Annotated in this window: 18 protein-coding genes and 3 tRNA genes; 4 read left to right on the top strand and 17 right to left on the bottom strand. The window is 61.8% G+C overall.

Features of this window, described 5'->3' with window-relative positions; all coding sequences use genetic code 11:
- Positions 1-5 precede the first annotated feature (5 nt).
- The 13 genes from rpoB to J1C56_RS03045 form a co-directional block, all read right to left on the bottom strand.
- Positions 6-4,139 carry a DNA-directed RNA polymerase subunit beta gene (gene rpoB / locus J1C56_RS03105; RefSeq protein ID WP_214385891.1) on the bottom strand — a complete coding sequence of 1,378 codons (4,134 nt, stop codon included), beginning with the start codon at positions 4,137-4,139 and terminating at the stop codon, positions 6-8.
- Positions 4,140-4,340: 201 nt separating this feature from the next.
- Positions 4,341-4,712 carry a 50S ribosomal protein L7/L12 gene (gene rplL / locus J1C56_RS03100; RefSeq protein WP_214385888.1) on the bottom strand — a complete coding sequence of 124 codons (372 nt, stop codon included), beginning with the start codon at positions 4,710-4,712 and terminating at the stop codon, positions 4,341-4,343.
- Between the two features lie 54 nt (positions 4,713-4,766).
- Positions 4,767-5,285, bottom strand: a complete 519-nt coding sequence (gene rplJ / locus J1C56_RS03095) for a 50S ribosomal protein L10 (protein ID WP_214385886.1) — start codon at positions 5,283-5,285, stop codon at positions 4,767-4,769.
- Between the two features lie 388 nt (positions 5,286-5,673).
- Positions 5,674-6,372: a 50S ribosomal protein L1 gene (gene rplA, locus J1C56_RS03090; RefSeq protein ID WP_214385884.1), complete on the bottom strand. Its 699-nt coding sequence runs from the start codon at positions 6,370-6,372 to the stop codon at positions 5,674-5,676.
- Between the two features lie 4 nt (positions 6,373-6,376).
- A complete protein-coding gene (gene rplK, locus J1C56_RS03085; RefSeq protein WP_055973823.1) occupies positions 6,377-6,805 on the bottom strand; it encodes a 50S ribosomal protein L11 in 429 nt (142 codons plus the stop codon).
- A gap of 155 nt (positions 6,806-6,960) precedes the next feature.
- Positions 6,961-7,488: a transcription termination/antitermination protein NusG gene (nusG, locus tag J1C56_RS03080; protein ID WP_115732114.1), complete on the bottom strand. Its 528-nt coding sequence runs from the start codon at positions 7,486-7,488 to the stop codon at positions 6,961-6,963.
- Positions 7,489-7,514: 26 nt separating this feature from the next.
- Positions 7,515-7,715 carry a preprotein translocase subunit SecE gene (gene secE / locus J1C56_RS03075; protein WP_184774692.1) on the bottom strand — a complete coding sequence of 67 codons (201 nt, stop codon included), beginning with the start codon at positions 7,713-7,715 and terminating at the stop codon, positions 7,515-7,517.
- A 302-nt stretch (positions 7,716-8,017) separates the two neighbouring features.
- Positions 8,018-8,093 (bottom strand) — tRNA-Trp (locus tag J1C56_RS03070).
- 162 nt (positions 8,094-8,255) lie between these two features.
- On the bottom strand, positions 8,256-8,735 hold the full coding sequence (locus J1C56_RS03065) for a group II truncated hemoglobin (protein ID WP_214385882.1): 480 nt from the start codon (positions 8,733-8,735) through the stop codon (positions 8,256-8,258).
- Positions 8,736-8,910: 175 nt separating this feature from the next.
- Positions 8,911-10,512, bottom strand: a complete 1,602-nt coding sequence (locus J1C56_RS03060) for a hypothetical protein (RefSeq protein ID WP_214385880.1) — start codon at positions 10,510-10,512, stop codon at positions 8,911-8,913.
- 127 nt (positions 10,513-10,639) lie between these two features.
- Positions 10,640-11,815, bottom strand: a complete 1,176-nt coding sequence (gene tuf / locus J1C56_RS03055) for an elongation factor Tu (RefSeq protein WP_214385878.1) — start codon at positions 11,813-11,815, stop codon at positions 10,640-10,642.
- Positions 11,816-12,011: 196 nt separating this feature from the next.
- Positions 12,012-12,085 (bottom strand) — tRNA-Gly (locus tag J1C56_RS03050).
- A gap of 122 nt (positions 12,086-12,207) precedes the next feature.
- Positions 12,208-12,292, bottom strand: a tRNA-Tyr gene (locus tag J1C56_RS03045).
- 198 nt (positions 12,293-12,490) lie between these two features.
- On the opposite strand from J1C56_RS03045, the gene rlmB reads away from it, so the two are divergent.
- A complete protein-coding gene (gene rlmB / locus J1C56_RS03040; RefSeq protein ID WP_214385876.1) occupies positions 12,491-13,339 on the top strand; it encodes a 23S rRNA (guanosine(2251)-2'-O)-methyltransferase RlmB in 849 nt (282 codons plus the stop codon).
- 117 nt (positions 13,340-13,456) lie between these two features.
- Entirely contained in the window at positions 13,457-14,332 is an 876-nt protein-coding gene (locus J1C56_RS03035; protein ID WP_214385874.1) for a WD40/YVTN/BNR-like repeat-containing protein, read from the top strand.
- Between the two features lie 115 nt (positions 14,333-14,447).
- On the opposite strand, the gene J1C56_RS03030 is transcribed toward J1C56_RS03035, so the two are convergent.
- From J1C56_RS03030 to gcl, 3 genes are read right to left on the bottom strand one after another with little or no spacing between them, the layout of a single operon-like run.
- A complete protein-coding gene (locus J1C56_RS03030) occupies positions 14,448-15,365 on the bottom strand; it encodes a 2-hydroxy-3-oxopropionate reductase (protein WP_214385872.1) in 918 nt (305 codons plus the stop codon).
- Positions 15,366-15,398: 33 nt separating this feature from the next.
- Positions 15,399-16,196: a 2-oxo-tetronate isomerase gene (gene otnI, locus J1C56_RS03025; RefSeq protein WP_214385870.1), complete on the bottom strand. Its 798-nt coding sequence runs from the start codon at positions 16,194-16,196 to the stop codon at positions 15,399-15,401.
- A 19-nt stretch (positions 16,197-16,215) separates the two neighbouring features.
- A complete protein-coding gene (gene gcl, locus J1C56_RS03020; RefSeq protein ID WP_214385868.1) occupies positions 16,216-17,997 on the bottom strand; it encodes a glyoxylate carboligase in 1,782 nt (593 codons plus the stop codon).
- 195 nt (positions 17,998-18,192) lie between these two features.
- Between gcl and bhcR the strand changes: the two genes are divergently transcribed.
- On the top strand, positions 18,193-19,029 hold the full coding sequence (gene bhcR / locus J1C56_RS03015; protein WP_214385866.1) for an HTH-type transcriptional regulator BhcR: 837 nt from the start codon (positions 18,193-18,195) through the stop codon (positions 19,027-19,029).
- 54 nt (positions 19,030-19,083) lie between these two features.
- On the opposite strand, the gene J1C56_RS03010 is transcribed toward bhcR, so the two are convergent.
- Positions 19,084-19,407 carry a BA14K family protein gene (locus tag J1C56_RS03010; RefSeq protein ID WP_214385864.1) on the bottom strand — a complete coding sequence of 108 codons (324 nt, stop codon included), beginning with the start codon at positions 19,405-19,407 and terminating at the stop codon, positions 19,084-19,086.
- Between the two features lie 211 nt (positions 19,408-19,618).
- Between J1C56_RS03010 and J1C56_RS03005 the strand changes: the two genes are divergently transcribed.
- Positions 19,619-20,113 (top strand): YbaK/EbsC family protein, encoded by a 495-nt coding sequence (locus J1C56_RS03005; RefSeq protein ID WP_214385862.1) that lies wholly within the window; start codon positions 19,619-19,621, stop codon positions 20,111-20,113.
- The last annotated feature ends 1 nt before the right edge of the window (position 20,114 follow it).

Here is a 20,114-nt window from a genome sequence, read left to right as displayed (position 1 = left end):
AGTGCTTACTCGGCAGCGTTTGGCAGCCGGTGGTTTTCGTCGACCTTGGTGTTCTCAAGCTCGACATTGAGGCCCAGCGAACGCATTTCCTTGACGAGAACGTTGAAGCTCTCGGGAATGCCCGCTTCGAACGTGTCGTCGCCGCGCACGATCGCCTCGTAGACCTTGGTACGGCCTGCCACGTCGTCCGACTTCACGGTCAGCATTTCCTGCAGCGTGTAGGCGGCGCCGTAAGCTTCGAGCGCCCAGACCTCCATTTCGCCGAAGCGCTGGCCACCGAACTGCGCCTTGCCGCCCAGCGGCTGCTGGGTAACGAGCGAGTAAGGTCCGATCGAACGGGCGTGGATCTTGTCGTCGACCAAGTGGTGAAGCTTGAGCATGTAGATGTAGCCCATGGTCACCTTGCGGTCGAACGGCTCGCCCGTACGTCCATCGTACAACTGCGACTGGCCCGAGGTGTGAAGACCCGCCTGCTCCAACATGATGTTGATGTCGGCTTCGTGCGCACCATCGAACACCGGGGTCGCGATCGAGACGCCACGCTTCATCTGCTCGCTGAGGCGAACGATGCTTTCGTCGTCATAATCGCGGACCGGCTCGTTGCGGTCGTTGGCCGGAATGAAGCTCTCGAGCGTCTCGCGCAGCGGCTTGATATCGCCACCCGCCTTGTACGCCTCGATCAGTTCACCGATCTTCTTGCCCATGCCTGCGCAGGCCCAGCCCAGATGCGTTTCCAGAATCTGGCCGACATTCATGCGCGAAGGCACGCCGAGCGGGTTGAGCACGATATCAGCATGCGTTCCATCTTCGAGGAACGGCATGTCCTCGACCGGAACGATACGCGACACGACACCCTTGTTGCCGTGACGGCCGGCCATCTTGTCGCCGGGCTGCATCTTGCGCTTCACCGCAACGAAGACCTTGACCATCTTCATGACGCCGGGCGGCATCTCGTCGCCGCGCTGCACCTTTTCGACCTTGTCCATGAAGCGCTGCTCGAGCTGCTTCTTGGAGTCGTCGTACTGGCCGCGGAGAGCTTCGAGCTCGCCCTGCATCTTCTCGTCTTCGACGGCGAACTGCCACCACTGCGAACGCGGATAGTCGTCCAGCGTCTCCTTGGCGACGGTCGAGCCCTTCTTGAAGCCCTTCGGTCCAGCAATCGCGTCCTTGCCGACGAGCATGTCGCTCAGGCGGCTGTAGACGTTGCGATCGAGGATCGCCTGCTCGTCGTCACGGTCCTTGGCGAGACGCTCGATTTCCTCGCGCTCGATCGCCATGGCGCGTTCGTCCTTCTCCACGCCGTGGCGGTTGAAGACGCGCACTTCGACGACGGTACCGAAGGTTCCGGGCGGCATGCGCATGGAGGTGTCACGGACGTCGGACGCCTTTTCACCGAAGATGGCGCGCAGAAGCTTTTCTTCCGGCGTCATTGGGCTTTCGCCCTTCGGCGTGATCTTGCCGACCAGGATGTCGCCCGGTGCAACTTCCGCACCGATGTAGACGATACCGGCTTCGTCGAGGTTCTTCAGCGCTTCTTCCGAAACGTTCGGAATGTCGCGGGTGATTTCTTCAGGCCCGAGCTTCGTATCACGCGCCATGACCTCGAACTCCTCGATGTGGATCGAGGTGAAGACGTCGTCGGCCACGATGCGCTCGGAGAGCAGGATCGAGTCCTCGTAGTTGTAGCCGTTCCACGGCATGAACGCGACGAGCACGTTACGGCCGAGGGCCAGATCGCCGAGCTCGGTCGACGGGCCGTCAGCGATGATGTCGCCCTTGTTGACCCGGTCACCCATACGAACCAGCGGACGCTGGTTGATGCAGGTGTTCTGGTTCGAACGCTGGAACTTCATCAGACGGTAGATGTCGACGCCGGACTTGCCCGGATCGAGGTCTTCGGTCGCACGGATAACGATACGGGTCGCGTCGACCTGGTCGACGATGCCGCCGCGGCGAGCGCCAATGGCAGCGCCAGAGTCACGGGCAACGATCGGCTCCATGCCGGTACCGACGAACGGAGCTTCGGCACGCACCAGCGGCACGGCCTGACGCTGCATGTTCGAGCCCATCAGAGCGCGGTTGGCGTCGTCGTTTTCCAGGAACGGGATCAGCGCTGCTGCAACCGACACCATCTGCTTGGGCGAAACGTCCATAAGATCGACGTTTTCGCGCGGCGCCATCATCACTTCACCAGCGTTACGGCAAATGACGAACTCGTCGACGAAGTGGCCATCCTTGTCGAGCTCGGCGTTGGCCTGGGCAACGAAGTGCTTGGCCTCTTCCATAGCCGACAGGTAGACGACCTCATTGGTCAGCGTGCCATCGACGATCTTGCGGTACGGGCTCTCGATGAAGCCGTACTTGTTGACGCGTGCGAAGGTCGCGAGCGAGTTGATCAGACCGATATTCGGGCCTTCCGGCGTCTCGATCGGGCAGATACGGCCGTAGTGGGTCGGGTGCACGTCGCGGACTTCGAAGCCAGCGCGCTCGCGGGTCAGACCACCGGGTCCAAGCGCCGAAAGACGACGCTTGTGGGTGATCTCCGACAGCGGGTTGGTCTGATCCATGAACTGCGACAGCTGCGAGGAACCGAAGAACTCGCGCACGGCGGCAGCCGCCGGCTTGGCGTTGATCAGGTCCTGCGGCATGACCGTGTCGATCTCGATCGAGGACATACGTTCCTTGATCGCGCGCTCCATGCGGAGCAGACCGACGCGGTACTGGTTTTCCATCAGCTCGCCGACCGAACGGACACGGCGGTTGCCGAGGTTGTCGATGTCGTCGATCTCGCCCTTGCCGTCGCGCAGTTCGACAAGCGTCTTGACCACGGCAAGGATGTCATCCTTGCGCAGGACACGGACGGTGTCTTCAGCGTCGAGTTCGAGACGCATGTTCATCTTGACGCGGCCGACGGCCGAAAGGTCGTAGCGCTCGCTATCGAAGAACAGCGAGTTGAACATCGCCTCGGCGGTGTCGATGGTGGGCGGCTCGCCCGGACGCATCACTCGGTAGATGTCGAACAGCGCATCCTGGCGGCTCTCGTTCTTGTCGACCGTGAGCGTGTTGCGGATGTAGCCACCGACATTGATATGGTCGATGTCGAGGATCTTGATCTCTTCCTCGCCGGCAGCGAGCAGAACCTTCAGGGTCTTTTCATCGATCTCGTCGCCGGCTTCGAGGAAGATCTCACCGGTGGCGTAGTTGACGATGTCCTCGGCGAGATAGCTGCCGAAGAGATCGTCTTCGGTCGCCTTGATCGCCTTGAGGCCCTTCTCGGCAAGCTGCTTGGCCTGACGCGCGGTGATCTTCTTGCCGCCTTCGACGACGACTTCGCCGGTGTCGGCGTCAACCAGATCGCCGACGGCCTTGAGACCGCGGAAACGGTCGACCGAGAACGGAATGCGCCAGTGATCGCCCGACTTCTTGTAGGTGATCTTGTTGTAGAAGGTCGACAGGATCTCTTCGCCGTCCATGCCGAGCGCCATCAGCAGCGACGACACAGGGATCTTGCGGCGACGGTCGATACGGGCGTGGACGATGTCCTTGGAGTCGAACTCGATGTCGAGCCAGGAACCGCGATAGGGGATGACGCGCGCGGCAAACAAAAGCTTGCCCGACGAGTGCGACTTGCCCTTGTCGTGGTCGAAGAAGACGCCCGGCGAACGGTGCATCTGCGAGACGATGACGCGCTCGGTGCCGTTGACGATGAAGGTGCCGTTGGACGTCATGAGCGGCATGTCGCCCATGTAGACGTCCTGCTCCTTGATGTCCTTGATCGACTTCGCGCCGGTATCCTCGTCAATATCGAACACGATGAGGCGCAGCGTCACCTTGAGCGGCGCGGCAAACGTCAGGTCGCGCTGACGGCACTCGTCGACGTCGAACTTCGGTGCTTCAAACTCGTACTTGACGAACTCCAGCATCGAAGCGCCGGAGAAGTCGGAAATCGGGAAGACCGACTTGAAAACGGCCTGCAGTCCTTCGTCGGGACGACCGCCCTTGGGCTCGTCCACCATCAGGAACTGGTCGTAGGATGCCTTCTGAACCTCGATGAGGTTCGGCATCTCCGCAACTTCAGGGATCTTTCCGAAGAACTTGCGTACGCGTCTGCGGCCATTGAAAGTCTGGATCTGGGCCATCGTCGCTCCTTGCTGCCTTTCTTGGGATGAGCGTCGCTAATGCTCACCTTGCATGCGCGCCGCCTCGGCGGCGGCCTATCCAAAACGGGCGAAAACCCGTTTCCTGAAGGCCGCTTGCGGCACTCAGGAAATAGGTTCCCTACAATTCCCCCGGGTCACGGGAGCCGGTGGGCGACACGGGGCCGCCCACCGAAACCGTGCTTACTTAAGCTCGACCTTGGCGCCAGCTGCTTCCAGCTGAGCCTTGAGCTTCTCGGCGTCGGCCTTGGAAACGCCTTCCTTGACGGGCTTGGGAGCGCCTTCAACGAGGTCCTTGGCTTCCTTGAGGCCCAGGCCGGTGATGGCGCGGACTTCCTTGATGACTTCGATCTTCTTGTCGCCGGCAGCTGCCAGGACGACATCGAACTCGGTCTTCTCTTCGACCGGGGCAGCAGCAGCGCCAGCGGCAGCAGCAGCTGCAACCGGAGCAGCGGCGGAAACGCCCCACTTCTCTTCGAGGAGCTTCGACAGCTCAGCCGCCTCGAGGACGGTCAGGGCCGACAGGTCGTCAACGATCTTTGCGAGATCAGCCATTTTACTATTCCTTCAATCAGTTCGAACGTGTGTTGATGATAGCGAGGAACGGCCTCATGCCGCCTCGTCCTTCCGGGCATAGGCGCCAATGACGCGCGCGACCGAAGCCGCCGGCGCATTGACGATCTGGGCGATCCGGGTAGCCGGGGTGGCGATCATGCCAACCAGCTTTGCACGCAGCTCGTTGAGCGACGGGAGCGCGGCCAAAGCCTTGACACCGTCGGCATTGAGCGGGGTCGTGCCCATCGAACCACCAAGGATGACAAGCTTGTCATTGATCTTGGCGAAGTCGGACGCGACCTTCGGCGCTGCAATCGGATCCTCCGAATAGGCAACCAGCGTCTGTCCCTTGAACAGATCGATGATGCTTTCGGATTCCGTGCCCTGAAGAGCGATTTTGGCGAGACGGTTCTTCGCGACTTTGACGGTGCCGCCGGCCTGACGCATCTTCACGCGAAGATCGTTCATTTGCGCGACGGTAATACCGGCATAGTGGGCCACGACGACTGAACCTGCGTTCGAGAACGCGTCATTCAGGCCCGTGACGAGTTCGCGTTTTTCCGCTCTGTCCACTGCCTATCTCCAGTTGACCGCCTCCCATTTGCGGGTGAGCGGTCGGGTTGCCTTTTGCCGGGCGGCCAATCCAGAAATTCCAGATCACCCGAACGGCGCTCGAGGATCCTGCCCCCTTTCGCCACACCTGACGGGCTTGTGGCCCGGCGCGATGCGCAGACAAAAGGCAAACACGGTTCGAACCTTTCATTGGAGCAAAGGCTCCTTTGTCTGGTCTTCACCCCGTCTCATGCAGGCCCATTCGAATTAAGGACCAAGGGTCGCTTGGACCGCCTGCAATCTCGGACAGGAAATTCGAAAGCCGTTTCCAGCCTTCGAAAATCCGGGCCCGGAGGCCCGGAATTCTTTTCAGGATCTGGCCGTTGCCGGCCGATCCGAATTCAAATCATCAGGACGCTGCAAGCGTGCCGAGTTCGACCTTGAGGCCAGGGCCCATCGTCGAGGTGACGGACACCTTCTTGACGTACACGCCCTTGGCGCCGGCCGGCTTGGCCTTGTTCACCGCGTCAGCAAAAGCGCGGATGTTTTCTTCCAGCGCCTTGACGTCGAACGAGACCTTGCCAACGCCGGCGTGGATGATGCCGGCCTTCTCGACGCGAAACTCGACGGCGCCGCCCTTGGATGCCTTGACGGCTCCGGCGATGTCGGTGGTCACGGTGCCGACCTTCGGGTTCGGCATCATGCCGCGCGGGCCGAGCACCTTACCGAGACGGCCGACCAGCGGCATCATGTCAGGAGTGGCGATGCAGCGATCGAAGTCGATCTGGCCCTTCTGGACGATATCGACGAGATCTTCCGCACCAACGATGTCAGCGCCGGCTGCGCGGGCTTCATCAGCCTTTGCATCACGTGCGAACACCGCGACGCGGACCGTGCGGCCCGTGCCGTTCGGCAGGTTGACCACGCCGCGGACCATCTGGTCAGCGTGGCGCGGGTCGACGCCGAGGTTCATGGCGACTTCGATGGTCTCGTCGAACTTGACCGACGAGCGAGCCTTCAAAAGCTCGATCGCTTCACCAAGGCCATAAGCCTTGTTGACGTCGATGCCTTCGCGGGACTTGGAAACGCGCTTTGCAATCTTAGCCATGATCTCAGCCCACCACTTCCAGGCCCATCGAACGAGCCGAGCCTTCGACCATCTTGATGGCGGCTTCGATGTCGTTCGCGTTCAGGTCCTTCATCTTGACTTCGGCGATCTCGCGCACCTTGGCGCTGCTGATCTCGCCAGCCTTGATCTTGCCCGGCTCCTTGGAGCCCGACTTGAGGTTGGCAGCCTTCTTCAGGAAGTAGGCCACCGGCGGCGTCTTCATGACGAAGGTGAACGACTTGTCCTGGTAATAGGTGATCACGACCGGGATCGGGGATCCCTTCTCGAGCTCCTGGGTCTGCGCGTTGAACGCCTTGCAGAACTCCATGATGTTGATGCCACGCTGACCAAGCGCCGGACCGATCGGGGGCGACGGCGTCGCCGAACCCGCGGAAACCTGGAGCTTGAGCTGGCCCGCAACTTTCTTAGCCATCTCTTTCCTGCTTTCGTTTTATGCCGGATGACCCGGCGGTTGCAGTTTGGTGGTGCGAAAAAGACAACCGGCTAAGCCGCCTCTTCTCCCACCATGCTTGCGCCAGGCCTGCGCCCGGCACTGCCCACCACCGAGACCGGTGACGGGCGTTTCGATCAGCCCTTTTCGACCTGACCGAATTCGAGATCGACAGGCACAGCGCGCCCGAAGATCGAAACTTCCACCTTGAGGCGCGCCCGCTCCTCGTCCACTTCCTGGACGAAACCGTTGAACGACGCGAACGGACCGTCGGAAACGCGAACCGCCTCGCCGATCTCGAACGTGACGGACGGCTTGGGACGCTCGACGCCTTCCTGAACCTGGTTCAGGATACGCTGGGCCTCAGCTTCCGTGATCGGCACCGGCTTCGAATCGCCAAGGAAACCAGTGACCTTCGGCGTGTTCTTGACGAGCGAGAAGACGGCGTCGGTCAAATGGGCCTTCAGCAGCACATAGCCCGGGAAGAACTTGCGCTCGGCATCAACCTTGCGGCCGCGGCGAACCTCAACGACCTTCTCGGTCGGAACAACGATCTGCTCGATCTGCTCGCTCAGGCCCTTCTGCTTAGCCTTGTGCTCAATGTCCTCGGCGACCTTCTTTTCGAAGTTCGAATAGGCGTGGACGATATACCAGCGCGCAGTCATCTCAGGAATTCTCCGTATTCGCAGCCTTAGCGGCCAATGCCCAAGATCTGCTCGACAGCGAATGCCATCAGCTGGTCAGCGGCAAAAAAGAAAATCATCGCAATAATTGCAAAGCCGAGAACCATGACCGTGGAGATCATCGTCTCGCGCCGTGATGGCCACGTCACCTTCGCCGTTTCCGACCTTACCTGCTGCAGAAAGGTGAAGGGGTTCGTGGTTTTCGCCATGTGCCGCTCTGCTCTCAACGTCCGTTGACCGGACTTCTGGATGATCCCGTGACCGGGAGATGCCACCACATGAACGATATCAACGCCGAATCAGCGACATTTCGCCCATGCAATTCGGACGCGTAAAGCCGGATCCCCAGCTCCACGCGCCGCGTGTCTGTTTCGCTTACATAAAACCGATTCTCTCTCCACGCAAGTGGCAGGAACAAGCTTTACGTATAAACGCCGCGTCGGAACCATCCAGTCGTTCCGTTCCGGCTATAAGAAGTCCTTATGCCTGAATTAGCGAATTCTGGCAAGACTGGCACGGGCAGCAGGGCTCGAACCTACGACCTGCGGTTTTGGAGACCGCCGCTCTACCAACTGAGCTATGCCCGTGCATCTCGCCGCGCATCATCTGCGCAGCACGGGCTTCCTAAGGATTTCCACGCCGTCTGTAAAGAGCGCAATGCGTGATGTCGCGAACATTCACAGGCGGAATTCGCTAGGCGCAACGCAGGCGCCCTCGCCCGCTCGGCCTGGGCAGATCCGGGCTTCAGATCACGATTTGCCCGACGGCACGTAAGGTCCGCCCGGAACGCCCCAGCCCCAGCGGGGCATCGGCTCGTGGAGCGCGGGCGCGGCACCGTCCTGCGAGTTCAGCTTGGCCAGCCGTGTGCCCCATTCGAGGTAAGCGACGAACGCCGAACGGAACTCGGGATCGTCGGGCAGCTCCACCTCATCGGCGGCATCGAGCAACAGCGCGATCCACTGCCGGCGCTGCGCCTCGGTGAGGTGCCTGTTGAGGTGATGGCTGATCATCGCGGGATGGCCGCCATGGGTCTCGCTGTAGTCCTTCGGCCCGCCAAACACCTCCCCGATGAAGGCGGCGACATGCGCGGGATGGTCGCCGGACATGTTCCGGAACACCGGTTCGAGCAGCGGATCGCTACGCACCTTGTCATAGAATACACGCGTCAGCCGGTGGAGCGCCGCGGCGCCTCCAGCCCACTCGAACAATGTCGGCACGTCCTTTTGCATTGCCTTCCTCCTATTGCGTTGGAGGCATATGGGGAGCGGAACCGTGGGACGGAAGTCCACGAAGAAAAGCACCTCAATATCCGAGGTCAACAGCCTAGGATCGTTTCAACCACAGCCCAGTCATGGCAGCTTCGTCGATCTGCTTGAGCAGGCGCCACTACGCGCCACCTACCGACTATTGCAGTGCCCGGCAGTTCACCGGCCGAGGTGAAGTCCGGCAAAGGCCACTGTCGATCAGAAGTTGGACAGAACCCGACCTGGTCGTCAGATAGCCCTCCCGGAGGAGAGCCAGCGCAACTTCATCCAACTTACCAAAACCGGGTGCCGCATCGCCTACTTTCGGTCCAACCCCCATCTGCACGAGGTAGTGATTGCGTATTGGAGCGTCCAGTGCCGGACTGGGACCCCAGCCAGCAGGAACTCCCTCGCCAAGCAGTCGGGTCTTTCCTGCCGACAGCACCAAAAGGCAACTCTCGCCACATTCCGCCCCACCTGATCCCGCTATGCCCAGATATGGCCGCCCGTCACCTTGCCAGCCGGTGCAGCCCTTACCGTTCGGCTTGCAGCCGGCAAAGAACGTGCGCCCAACGGCCACATCAAGGCCGTTTGCGCGGACAACGCGCCCCATCAGCATCGCGGCAATCGGATCTCCCTCGCTTGAGGAAATTACCAATGGCAGCTTTATGTCACCTAGTTCCTTGAGCAGAGTTTCCAGCCGCCGCGGTGCAGCGTCATCGACCTGCCCTTCGGCGGAGATCCATTCGGGGCAATCAGGTTCACAGGCCCCGACCGAACGCACGACTGCCAGCCACATCCCGGGTTCTTTGGCGACGAGTGGCTTGGGGTAGGAATCGGACGCAAGCTTTTGTCCTGGCGCCAGAATGCAGTTCGCGGCTGGGGTCGCGATCCTGCAGCTCTCGATGCTCACCAGGACGTCGGTCGCATCCAGGCTGGTGATCAGGTTCATGCCGAGCATCTCGACGGGTGTCAGCTGGCGCATCTCGGCGGCCGGAGTGCTTTGCCCGATCTCGTACATCGCCTGCTTGACCCCCATCTCCTTGAGATAGGCCAACATCGTGGCGTTGAACGCCTTGCCCATCTTGGTGGTGGTGTAGCTGCCCACCGTCTTGCGGCGGACGACCTTGCGGCTGACGGTCTTCCGCTTGCCTTTCACGACCTTGTAGGTCTCACGATAGGTGATCTTCTGCTGCGTGACATGCGACGTCACCTGATGCACGCCCATATAGGCCCACTGGCCGACATGCCGGCGCACGCCGCCCGCAAACATTATCGAACAGGCCGAGGCACAGTAGGCGCCGGCCGAGTATAGCGCGCCCTGATAGATACCTTTTCTGGCTGGATCGAGCTTGCAACCCTTTTGCTCGGGCGCGCATTCGACGAAACGCGTCAACCCGACGCCAATGTCGAGCTTGCGGGCACGCAACATGCGCCCCAGTTCCAATGCTGCCTCGACCCGGCCGCCTGGCGAGGTCACGATGACCGGCAACCGCTTGTCGCCGAGCTTCTTGAGAAACTTCTTGAAAGCAGCAGGCGTCGCTGGCGTGATCGCGCCCTCGGCTGAAATCCATTCCGGACAGAACGGCTCACATCCCGGCGAAGAGCTGCGCACGACGACGAAGCGCATGGGTGGACCGTCATTTTCCGGAGCTTTGGTCTTGGCAGCCTGCGCCGAGGCCGGGAGCAACAACGCGACGGCAATGGCAAGGGCAAAAAACAGGACAAGGTCCTGCCAGACCGCGCGCGAGCCCTTCCCCATGGCGGATCCCCCAAACCAGCCGCTACCCAGCGATAGTACTGCCGGAGCCGGGACTTGCAACGTATCGGGCAAACAAAAAAGGCGGCCCGAAGGCCGCCCTTGATGCAATTCGACGAAAGGACGTCGATTATTCTTTGATCGAAGCGACGATGCCGGCGCCGACGGTACGGCCACCTTCACGGATAGCGAAGCGGAGCTTCTCTTCCATGGCGATCGGCACGATCAGCTCGACATCGACGGTGATGTTGTCGCCGGGCATGACCATCTCGGTGCCTTCCGGCAGCGTCACGATGCCGGTCACGTCAGTCGTGCGGAAGTAGAACTGCGGACGGTAGTTGGTGAAGAACGGCGTGTGACGGCCACCCTCTTCCTTGGTCAGGATGTAGGCTTCAGCCACGAACTTCTTGTGCGGCTTGACCGAACCCGGCTTGCACAGGACCTGACCGCGCTCGACGTCTTCACGGCCAACGCCACGGATCAGCGCGCCGATGTTGTCGCCAGCCTGGCCCTGGTCGAGCAGCTTGCGGAACATTTCAACGCCGGTAACCGTCGTCGACGTGGTTGCCTTGATGCCGACGATCTCGACAGTCTCGCCAACCTTGACGATGCCGCGCTCGACGCGACCGGTGACGACGGTGCCGCGGCCCGAGATCGAGAACACGTCTTCGATCGGCAGCAGGAACGGACGGTCGATCGGACGCTCAGGCGTCGGGATGTAGGCGTCGACAGCGGCCATCAGCTCGCGGATCGCGTCTTCACCGATCTTCTTGTCGGAATCGTTGAGTGCAGCAACAGCCGAACCCTTGATCATCGGAATGTCGTCGCCCGGATATTCGTACTTCGACAGCAATTCGCGAACTTCGAGCTCGACCAGTTCGAGCAGCTCGGCGTCGTCGACCAGGTCGACCTTGTTGAGGAACACGACGAGTGCCGGAACGCCGACCTGGCGGGCGAGCAGGATGTGCTCGCGGGTCTGCGGCATCGGGCCGTCGGCGGCCGACACGACCAGGATCGCGCCGTCCATCTGGGCGGCACCGGTGATCATGTTCTTCACATAGTCGGCGTGGCCGGGGCAGTCGACGTGGGCGTAGTGACGAGCAGGCGTCTCGTATTCGACGTGGGCCGTCGAAATGGTGATGCCGCGAGCCTTTTCTTCAGGCGCTGCGTCGATCTGGTCGTAGGCCTTGAACTCGCCGAAATACTTGGTGATCGCCGCCGTCAGCGACGTCTTGCCGTGGTCAACGTGACCAATCGTGCCGATGTTCACATGAGGCTTATTACGCTCGAATTTACCTTTTGCCATTGTCTCTTTCCTTGAGCATCGGGACCTTGGTTCCGGTCGGATGCGGGGCGATTACCGATAAAGGCCGAAAAAGACAAGCACCTTTTGGCCAAACGACCAGGTCGCGGCCAAAAGCTAAGCTGCTCTTTCAGTGCAGGACGCACATATGGGGGCAAGCGGATGCAAATAAAAGGCTTCTTGCTTCAGCGAAAAGCCCTGGAGCGGGTAGCGGGAATCGAACCCGCGTATTCAGCTTGGAAGGCTGCTGCTCTACCATTGAGCTATACCCGCGCCCTGAGCGCCTCGCGCCTGTTCAGGAGCGAAGCACGCTCTGGTATTCACCTTGCCGCGTGGTGCCTTGGAAAGATGAGATCACCTTTCGAGGGCAGCGTTTATGGCTTCCGGGCCGGCAGTGGTGGAGGAGGTTGGATTCGAACCAACGTAAGCTGAGCTAACGGATTTACAGTCCGTCCCCTTTAACCACTCGGGCACTCCTCCAACTGCTTTGCCGGAGCCATGCTACGAGGCTTTTTCGATCCCGGTTCCGAGCGAAGCGCCCTGCCCCGAAATCTGCGTGGGCTTATGGCGACAAGGATTTGGCCTGTCAACCGGACAGGGCGCGTTTTCATGCGGATTATTCAAAGCGCCGACTAACGGGCCGTATCCAAAGCCCAGAGCTGGCGCTATAGCAGGCGCATGAACGATACAAAAAAGCCCGGAACACCCAAGGATAGCCACTACGCCAAGCTGCGTCGCACCTTTCGCGACCAAAAGAGCGGTGGCGCGCCTGAATTTCGCCCGAAGCGCCATGTGCCGCCAGGCGAGAACGCCGCCGACGGACTGGTGCGCCTCTACGGGATCCATACGGTACGCGCAGCGCTCGACAATCCGCGCCGCAAGATCCGCCAGATGTGGGTTACGCGCAATGCGATGGAACGGCTTGAGATCGCCGACCTTGGCGCCCTGCCCTTCGCCACCGAATTGGTTGAGCCAAGAGAAATCGACAAGATCACGGGCACGGACGCCGTTCACCAGGGCGTGCTGATCGAGGCCGAGCCACTGAAAGCCAAGGCGCTGTCGGCGCTGGGCGATTCGCCGCTGATTCTTGTGCTCGACCAGGTGACTGACCCGCACAATGTCGGAGCGATCATCCGCTCCGCGGTGGCGTTCGGCGCGGGCGCACTGATCGTGACGCAACGCCACAGCCCGCATGAGAGCGGCGTGCTCGCTAAGTCGGCCTCGGGCGCCCTCGAACACATCGACCTGATCGAAGTTCGCAATCTCGCCGACGCGCTCGGCGAGCTGCACGAGGCCGGCTTCCAGACCATCGGACTTGATTCGGCAGGCCCGGCGGAACTCGAAAAGACGTTTGCCGGCGACAAGCTGGCACTCGTGCTCGGCGCCGAAGGCAAAGGCCTGCGCCAGAAGACGCGCGAGACAGTGACCGTATTGGCGCGACTCGACATGCCCGGTGCGATCCACTCGCTCAATGTGTCGAACGCGGCAGCTGTGTCGCTGTACGCGGCGCGGAAATTCCTGCGCTGAAGCCCATGGCTGGCCAGCAGGCCAGCCATGTCGGCACCACCGCGGAAACAAGACGCCGCGCCTCTTGACCTTCCACTTGGCGGAAGCCGTAGCCTGCAGGCACAACGGAGTCTTGTCATGGCGCGTCGCCTCACGCTTTTCGCCCTCTTCTCAGCCAGCATCGCGCTCGGCGCCGCCCTGCCCGCAGCCGCACAGGGAAACAGCGTCGCTGAGCTCGCCGGAAAGACGCATATCCACGGGCTCGCCTTCGACCGTGCCGATCCATCGAGCGTCCTGATCGCCACCCACCACGGGCTGATGAAAGCTGCGCCCGACGGCACGGTGACGCCGGTTTCGGAAAGCCGTGACGACTTCATGGGCTTTGTGCCGCACCCGACCGATTCCAAGGTTCTGTTCGCCAGCGGCCACCCCCAGGGCGGCGGCAATCTCGGCTTCATCAAGTCGACAGATTCGGGAAAGAGCTGGGCGAAGATCGCGCCCGGCGTCGACGGTCCTGTCGACTTCCACCAACTGGCGGTCAGTCCTTCGAACCCTGATGTGCTCTACGGCGCGTATGGCGCGATCCAGACCAGCCGCGACGGCGGCAAAACCTGGGCGATTGCGGGCGATGCGCTGGCCAAGCTGATCGACCTGGCCGTCTCGCCGTCAAACCCTGACGTCGTCTACGCAGCAACCGAAGACGGGTTGATGGTGAGCCGTGATGGTGCCGGCAGCTGGCAGCAGCCCATCTTGGCCGGCGTGCCGGTCACAACGGTCGAATTGACCCCTGACGGCACGATCTACGCCTTTGCGCCGGGGCGCGGGCTGTTGCGGGCCGCAGAGACGGCGCCGACCTTCGAGAGGCCGGCCGAAGGACCTGATCCGGCAGGCTACATTCTTCACCTGGCGATGGACCACCAGGCGCCCGCGCGCATGGTCGCGGTAACAGGCACCGGCGCAATCGTCGTCTCCAGAGACGGCGGTGCAAACTGGACGGTGCTGGGCGGCAATTGATCTGCACCAGCCGAGCCGAACGGTGAACGGGCCCGCTGCGCTGGCGCAGGAGCCCGTTCATCGACAGTGATAAGAAAGATGCGGCGTTGGGAACTTCCGCCGCGCCCCTCCCTGCCTATGCCGCCTTGCCTTTGGTGTCAGCCGCATCCGAGCCGACCTCGAAATTGGCCATGCGCTCCAGCGCGCGCACCAGTGCTGAATGGTCTTCCCTGGCCCCGCCATTGGCGACGCAGGAATTGAACAGTTCCTGCGTCATCGAGGTGTTCGGCAGGGACACGCCGAGTGCCTTGGCGCCCTGAAGTGCCAAGTTGAGGTCCTTCTGGTGCAGCTCGATGCGGAAGCCGGGCGCGAAGGTGCGCTTGTACATACGCTCGCCATGCACTTCGAGGATGCGCGAGGCAGCCAGGCCGCCCATCAGCGCCTGACGGACCTTCGCTGGATCGGCGCCCGCCTTGGACGCGAACACTAGCGCTTCGGCGACCGCCTCGATGGTGAGGGCGACGACGATCTGGTTGGCGACCTTGGTGGTCTGGCCGACGCCGTTGGGGCCGACAAGCGTGATGTTCTTGCCCATCTTCTCGAACACCGGACGGGCGCGCTCGAACGGCTTGTCCTCACCGCCGACCATGATCGTCAGCGATGCAGCCTTGGCGCCGACCTCGCCACCCGACACTGGGGCATCGAGATAGTCGCAGCCGAGCGCATTGATCTTCTTGGCAAATTCCTTGGTCTCGATCGGCGAGATCGAACTCATGTCGATCACGAGCTTTCCCTTGGAAAGACCTGATGCAACACTATTTTCGCCGAAGAGAACGTCAGCCACCTGCGGCGTGTCGGGCACCATCAGGATGATGATGTCACAAGCCTTGGCCAGTGCCTGGTGCCCGGTGACCGACTTCAGCCCCTTGCCAACCAGCTCGGCTGGCAGCGCGCCGCGATGGTCGCTGGCGATGACCTCGTAGCCGGCATCGAGCAGATGCCCCGCCATTGGCGCGCCCATGATGCCCAGGCCGACAAATCCGATTTTTTCCATTTCAATATTCCTTCAATTCCAATGGCCGCGCGATCAGGCGGCAGCGCTGCCCTTGTCGGCAAAACCCGCGAACCAGCCCAGGCCTTCGACCGTCCCGGCCTTGGGCTTGTATTCGGCACCAACCCAACCGGCGTAGCCAATGCGGTCGAGATGCTCGTAGAGGAACGGGTAGTTGATCTCGCCCGTGCCCGGCTCGTGACGACCGGGGTTGTCCGCCAGTTGCACATGCGCGATGCGGGCGAGATTGGCCTCGATGGTGCGGGCCAGATCGCCCTCCATGACCTGCATGTGGTAGATGTCGTATTGCAGGAAGAGATTGTCCGAGCCGACCCTGTCGATGATGCCGAGCGCCTGCCTGGTGTTGGTCAGAAAGAAGCCCGGGATGTCCCTGGTGTTGATCGGTTCGATCAGCAGGCGAATGCCCGCCGTCTTCAGTTTTTCCGCCGCGAAGGCGAGATTTTCGACAAAGACATTTTCCAGCACGTCACGGGCGTTTCCGGCCGGCGCGATGCCCGCCAGGCAATTCACCTGCTCGCAGCCGAGCGCATGCGCATAGGTGATCGCCTTGGCAACGCCCTGGCGGAACTCGTGGATGCGGTCGGGCAGCACGGCGATGCCGCGCTCGCCAGCCGCCCAGTCGCCGGGCGGCAGGTTGAACAGCGCCTGGGTCAGGCCGTTCTTCTTGAGGCGCGCGGCAACGACGTCAGGCGCGTGGTCGTAAGGCGCGATGTACTCGACACCCTTGAAGCCGGCGCGCGCAGCGGCGTCGAAGCGGTCGAGAAAGTCATGCTCGCCAAAGAGCATCGAAAGATTGGCTGAGAACTTGGGCATTTGCGTTTTCCTCGGAAAATCAGTCGAGCAGCATGATTGCGGTCGGTGCGTCTTCGTTGCTCTCGGCAAGCTCTTCGAACTCGACGACGTTGTCGATCTCGACGCCCATGGAGATGTTGGTGACGCGCTCGAGAATGAACTCGAGGACGACAGGCACCTGATGCTCCTTCATGAGTTGCTTGGCCTGCTTGAAGGCAGCGGCAAATTCCTCCGGCTTGCGCACGCGAACCGCCTTGCAGCCCATGGCTTCGGCAACAGCGACATGGTCGACACCATAACCCGCTTCGGGGTCGCCTGAACGGTTGATGTTTTCGAACGACAGGCTGACCTCGAAGTCCATCGCAAAGCCGCGCTGCGCCTGGCGGATCAGGCCGAGATAGGCGTTGTTCACGACGACGTGGATATAGGGCAGCTTGTGCTGGGCACCGACGGCCAGTTCTTCGATCATGAACTGGAAGTCGTAGTCGCCCGACAAGGCAACGATATCGCGATCCGGGTCGGCAGCGCGAACGCCGAGTGCCGCCGGCAGCGTCCAACCCAACGGGCCGGCCTGGCCGCAATTGATCCAGTTGCGTGGCTTGTAGACGTGCAGGAACTGCGCGCCGGCGATCTGCGACAGGCCGATGGTGGTGACGTAGGTGGTGTCGCGTCCAAACGCCTTGTTCATTTCCTCGTAGACGCGCTGCGGCTTGAGCGGCACCTGCTCGAAATGGGTCTTGCGCTTCATCGTCTTCTTGCGCGCCTGGCACTCCTTGGCCCAGCCGGACCAGTCGCGCAGCTTGCCCGCCGTCTTCCACTCGGTGGCGACGTCGAGCAGCACCTTCAGCGCCGCACCGGCATCCGAGGTCACGCCCAGGTCAGGCGCAAAGACGCGGCCGATCTGGGTTGGCTCGATGTCGATGTGGATGAACTTGCGGCCTGCCGTGTACTTCTCGACCGAGCCGGTGTGGCGATTGGCCCAGCGGTTGCCGACGCCGAGAACGAAGTCCGAGGCCAGCATCGTCGCATTGCCGTAGCGATGCGAGGTCTGCAAGCCGCACATGCCGGCCATCAGGCGATGGTCGTCCGGGATCGAGCCCCAGCCCATCAGCGTGGGAACGACCGGAACGCCGGTGATTTCGGCGAACTCGATGAGCAGGTCCGAGGCATCGGCATTGATGATGCCGCCACCGGCAACGATAAGCGGCTTTTCCGCCTCGTTGAGCATCGACAGCGCCTTTTCGGCCTGGGCGCGCGTCATCGCCGGCTTATGGACCACGAGCGGCTCATAGGCGTCGATGTCGAATTCGATCTCGGCGAGCTGGACGTCGACAGGCAGATCGACAAGGACCGGTCCGGGACGGCCAGAGCGCATCAGGTGGAATGCCTTCTGCAGCGTCATCGGAACCAGATATGGCTCCATGACGGTGACGGCCCATTTGGTGACGGGGGCTGCGATCGCCGCGATGTCGACGGCCTGGAAATCTTCCTTGTTCAACCGTGCGCGCGGCGCCTGGCCGGTGATGCACAGGATCGGGATCGAGTCGGCCGATGCCGAATAGAGACCGGTGATCATATCGGTGCCAGCCGGACCCGAGGTGCCGATGCACAGGCCGATATTGCCGGCCTTGGTCCGCGTATAGCCTTCAGCCATATGTGACGCGCCCTCGACGTGACGGGCAAGCACGTGACGGATCGAACCGCGTGCCTTCAGCGCCGAGTAAAGCGGGTTGATGGCCGCACCCGGCACACCGAAAGCACACGAGATGCCTTCCTTCTCGAGAACGAGGACCGCTGCATCGACAGCGCGCATCCTGGCCATGGTCTTACCTCCAACTGGAAACTGATGTTGGGCAGATCGTGTCATCCCGGGTCGCATTTTGCAATTTTTTCAAAATATTTTTTCATTAGTTGATGACACCGCTTACCTCCTGATTTTACATCGCTTTTCATTTTTCGTTGCATCGCCGCCCAATATGGATGAAAAAGTTTTTTAAAAGCAATCTGGAGCGACGGCATGGCAACGATGGAAAAACGGCAGCGCGGGCGCCCTCGCGCATTCCAGCCCGCGCCGGATGCTGGATCCGTGCAATCGCTCGACCGCGCGCTTCGCATTCTCGCCATTGTCGCACACAGCGACGGCCTGTCGCTGAGCGAGATCTCGGCTGCTTCCGACCTTGCCGCCGCAACCGCCTACCGCATGCTGACGACCTTGCAGAACCACGGCATGGTCGAGTTCGATCCTGATGGCCAGTTATGGTCGATCGGGGTCGAAACCTATCGCATGGGCGCTGCCTTCCTGCGGCGGCGCAAGCTCGTCGACCGCGCCCGCACTGTCATGCAGGAACTGATGGAAAAGACCGGCGAAACCGCCAATCTCGGCGTTGCCGAGGACGATTGCGTGGTCTTCGTCAGCCAGGTCGAGACGCACCAGGCGATCCGGGCCTTCTTCCGGCCGGGAACGCGCAGTCCTTTCCATGCTTCGGGCATCGGCAAGGCAGTGCTTGCCCATCTCGACCGCGACCGCGTCAATGCCATCGTCCGCAAGGCCGGACTCGATGCCTACACGGAAAGGACGCTGTCGGAACCGGCGCTGCTTGCCCGCGACCTCGAGCAGATCCGCGCGCGCGGCTGGTCGGTGGACGACGAAGAACGCTATCCCGGCATGCGCTGCATTGCCGCCGCCGTGTTCAACGAATTCGGCGAACCCATTGGCGGGGTTTCAGTTTCCGGGCCGACGGTGCGCGTGACATCGGAACGTCTCGGCGAAATCGGTCCGATCGTCAGGGATGCCGCTGCCGAACTGACCAGAATGATCGGTGGCTCGCCTGACGGCACGGTGCCTGGCCTTTGAAAACACAAGCGGGAGAAGGGCTGCCCCCTCTCCCGCGGTGCAGGTTCGTTCTGACTACAGGCGGCAGTAGCGCAGGCGTCCATCGTAGCCGACATAGGTGTCGGTGCGCGGATCGTAGCTACGGTAGCGCGCAAAGCAGCGCTGGACGTGGCTGTCATAAGGATCGGCCGGGTAATAGGCGTCATAGTAAGGTGCGGGTGCCGGGCGATGGCCGCCGGCAATGATCGCGCCGGCAATGAACCCGCCGGCGCCGGCGAGCGCTGCAGCTTCGGCTCTGGTCAGGCCGCCGGCCGAAGACTGCTGGACAGTGCCAATGAGGCCGGTGGTGACGACGGCGGCTGCGATAAGTCCCGAAATCATCTTGCTCTTGAAAGACATGGTGCTCTCCTTCGGTTGATCTGGGAGGCGATCCATCCGCCTCATATCGATCAGTCGCGGCAAGCGCGCAAAAGGTTCACGAGGCCAGAGAACTTTTTCATCAACTGTTCGAGGCGGCCAACCCGAGTGGGCCAAACGCCTGTGCTTGACAGCCGTGCGACAACGGCTGAAGTCAAAAGCCTCATTCGCAATGACCATCGCTGGAACGATCATGAGCCTGCAGTCAGTCAAAGCCTTCTTCGCCGAACACGCCCCCGACATCGAAGTCATCGTGACGCCGACAAGCTCGGCGACGGTGGCGCTCGCCGCCGAGGCGCATGGCGTCGAGCCCGCCCAGATCGCGAAGACCATCTGCATGCGCGTCGGAGATCGGGTGATCCTGGTTGTCGCGCGCGGCGACGCGCGCATCGACAACCGCAAATGCCGCGATGCCTTCGGCGCCAAGCCACGCATGCTCGATGTCGAGCAGGTCGCGGAACTGACTGGGCATCCCGTCGGCGGCGTCTGCCCCTTCGGCCTCGCAGCGCCGCTTAAGGTCTATTGCGACGTGTCGCTGCGCACCTATGACGAAGTCGTGCCGGCGGCAGGTGCCACTAACGCTGCGGTCAGAATCGGGATTGAGCGCATGGCAACGCTCGTCGGCGCGGAATGGTGCGACATATGCCAGGATGCCGTTGGCAAATCGGACACGGAAGCGGCTGAATAGG

The sequence above is a fragment of the Aminobacter anthyllidis genome, from assembly GCF_018555685.1.
In the GTDB taxonomy this organism is placed as follows: Bacteria; Pseudomonadota; Alphaproteobacteria; order Rhizobiales; family Rhizobiaceae; genus Aminobacter; species Aminobacter anthyllidis.
This window is presented reverse-complemented; position numbering and strand designations above follow the sequence as displayed.

Excerpts from the sequence above, each read along its gene's own strand:
- rpoB (WP_214385891.1), bottom strand. The coding sequence starts at position 4,139 with ATGGCCCAGATCCAGACTTTCAATGGCCGCAGACGCGTACGCAAGTTC.
- rplL (WP_214385888.1), bottom strand. The coding sequence starts at position 4,712 with ATGGCTGATCTCGCAAAGATCGTTGACGACCTGTCGGCCCTGACCGTC.
- rplA (WP_214385884.1), bottom strand. The coding sequence starts at position 6,372 with ATGGCTAAGATTGCAAAGCGCGTTTCCAAGTCCCGCGAAGGCATCGAC.
- rplK (WP_055973823.1), bottom strand. The coding sequence starts at position 6,805 with ATGGCTAAGAAAGTTGCGGGCCAGCTCAAGCTCCAGGTTTCCGCGGGT.
- nusG (WP_115732114.1), bottom strand. The coding sequence starts at position 7,488 with ATGACTGCGCGCTGGTATATCGTCCACGCCTATTCGAACTTCGAAAAG.
- secE (WP_184774692.1), bottom strand. The coding sequence starts at position 7,715 with ATGGCGAAAACCACGAACCCCTTCACCTTTCTGCAGCAGGTAAGGTCG.
- J1C56_RS03065 (WP_214385882.1), bottom strand. The coding sequence starts at position 8,735 with ATGCAAAAGGACGTGCCGACATTGTTCGAGTGGGCTGGAGGCGCCGCG.
- J1C56_RS03060 (WP_214385880.1), bottom strand. The coding sequence starts at position 10,512 with ATGGGGAAGGGCTCGCGCGCGGTCTGGCAGGACCTTGTCCTGTTTTTT.
- tuf (WP_214385878.1), bottom strand. The coding sequence starts at position 11,815 with ATGGCAAAAGGTAAATTCGAGCGTAATAAGCCTCATGTGAACATCGGC.
- rlmB (WP_214385876.1), top strand. The coding sequence starts at position 12,491 with ATGAACGATACAAAAAAGCCCGGAACACCCAAGGATAGCCACTACGCC.
- J1C56_RS03035 (WP_214385874.1), top strand. The coding sequence starts at position 13,457 with ATGGCGCGTCGCCTCACGCTTTTCGCCCTCTTCTCAGCCAGCATCGCG.
- J1C56_RS03030 (WP_214385872.1), bottom strand. The coding sequence starts at position 15,365 with ATGGAAAAAATCGGATTTGTCGGCCTGGGCATCATGGGCGCGCCAATG.
- otnI (WP_214385870.1), bottom strand. The coding sequence starts at position 16,196 with ATGCCCAAGTTCTCAGCCAATCTTTCGATGCTCTTTGGCGAGCATGAC.
- gcl (WP_214385868.1), bottom strand. The coding sequence starts at position 17,997 with ATGGCCAGGATGCGCGCTGTCGATGCAGCGGTCCTCGTTCTCGAGAAG.
- bhcR (WP_214385866.1), top strand. The coding sequence starts at position 18,193 with ATGGCAACGATGGAAAAACGGCAGCGCGGGCGCCCTCGCGCATTCCAG.
- J1C56_RS03010 (WP_214385864.1), bottom strand. The coding sequence starts at position 19,407 with ATGTCTTTCAAGAGCAAGATGATTTCGGGACTTATCGCAGCCGCCGTC.
- J1C56_RS03005 (WP_214385862.1), top strand. The coding sequence starts at position 19,619 with ATGAGCCTGCAGTCAGTCAAAGCCTTCTTCGCCGAACACGCCCCCGAC.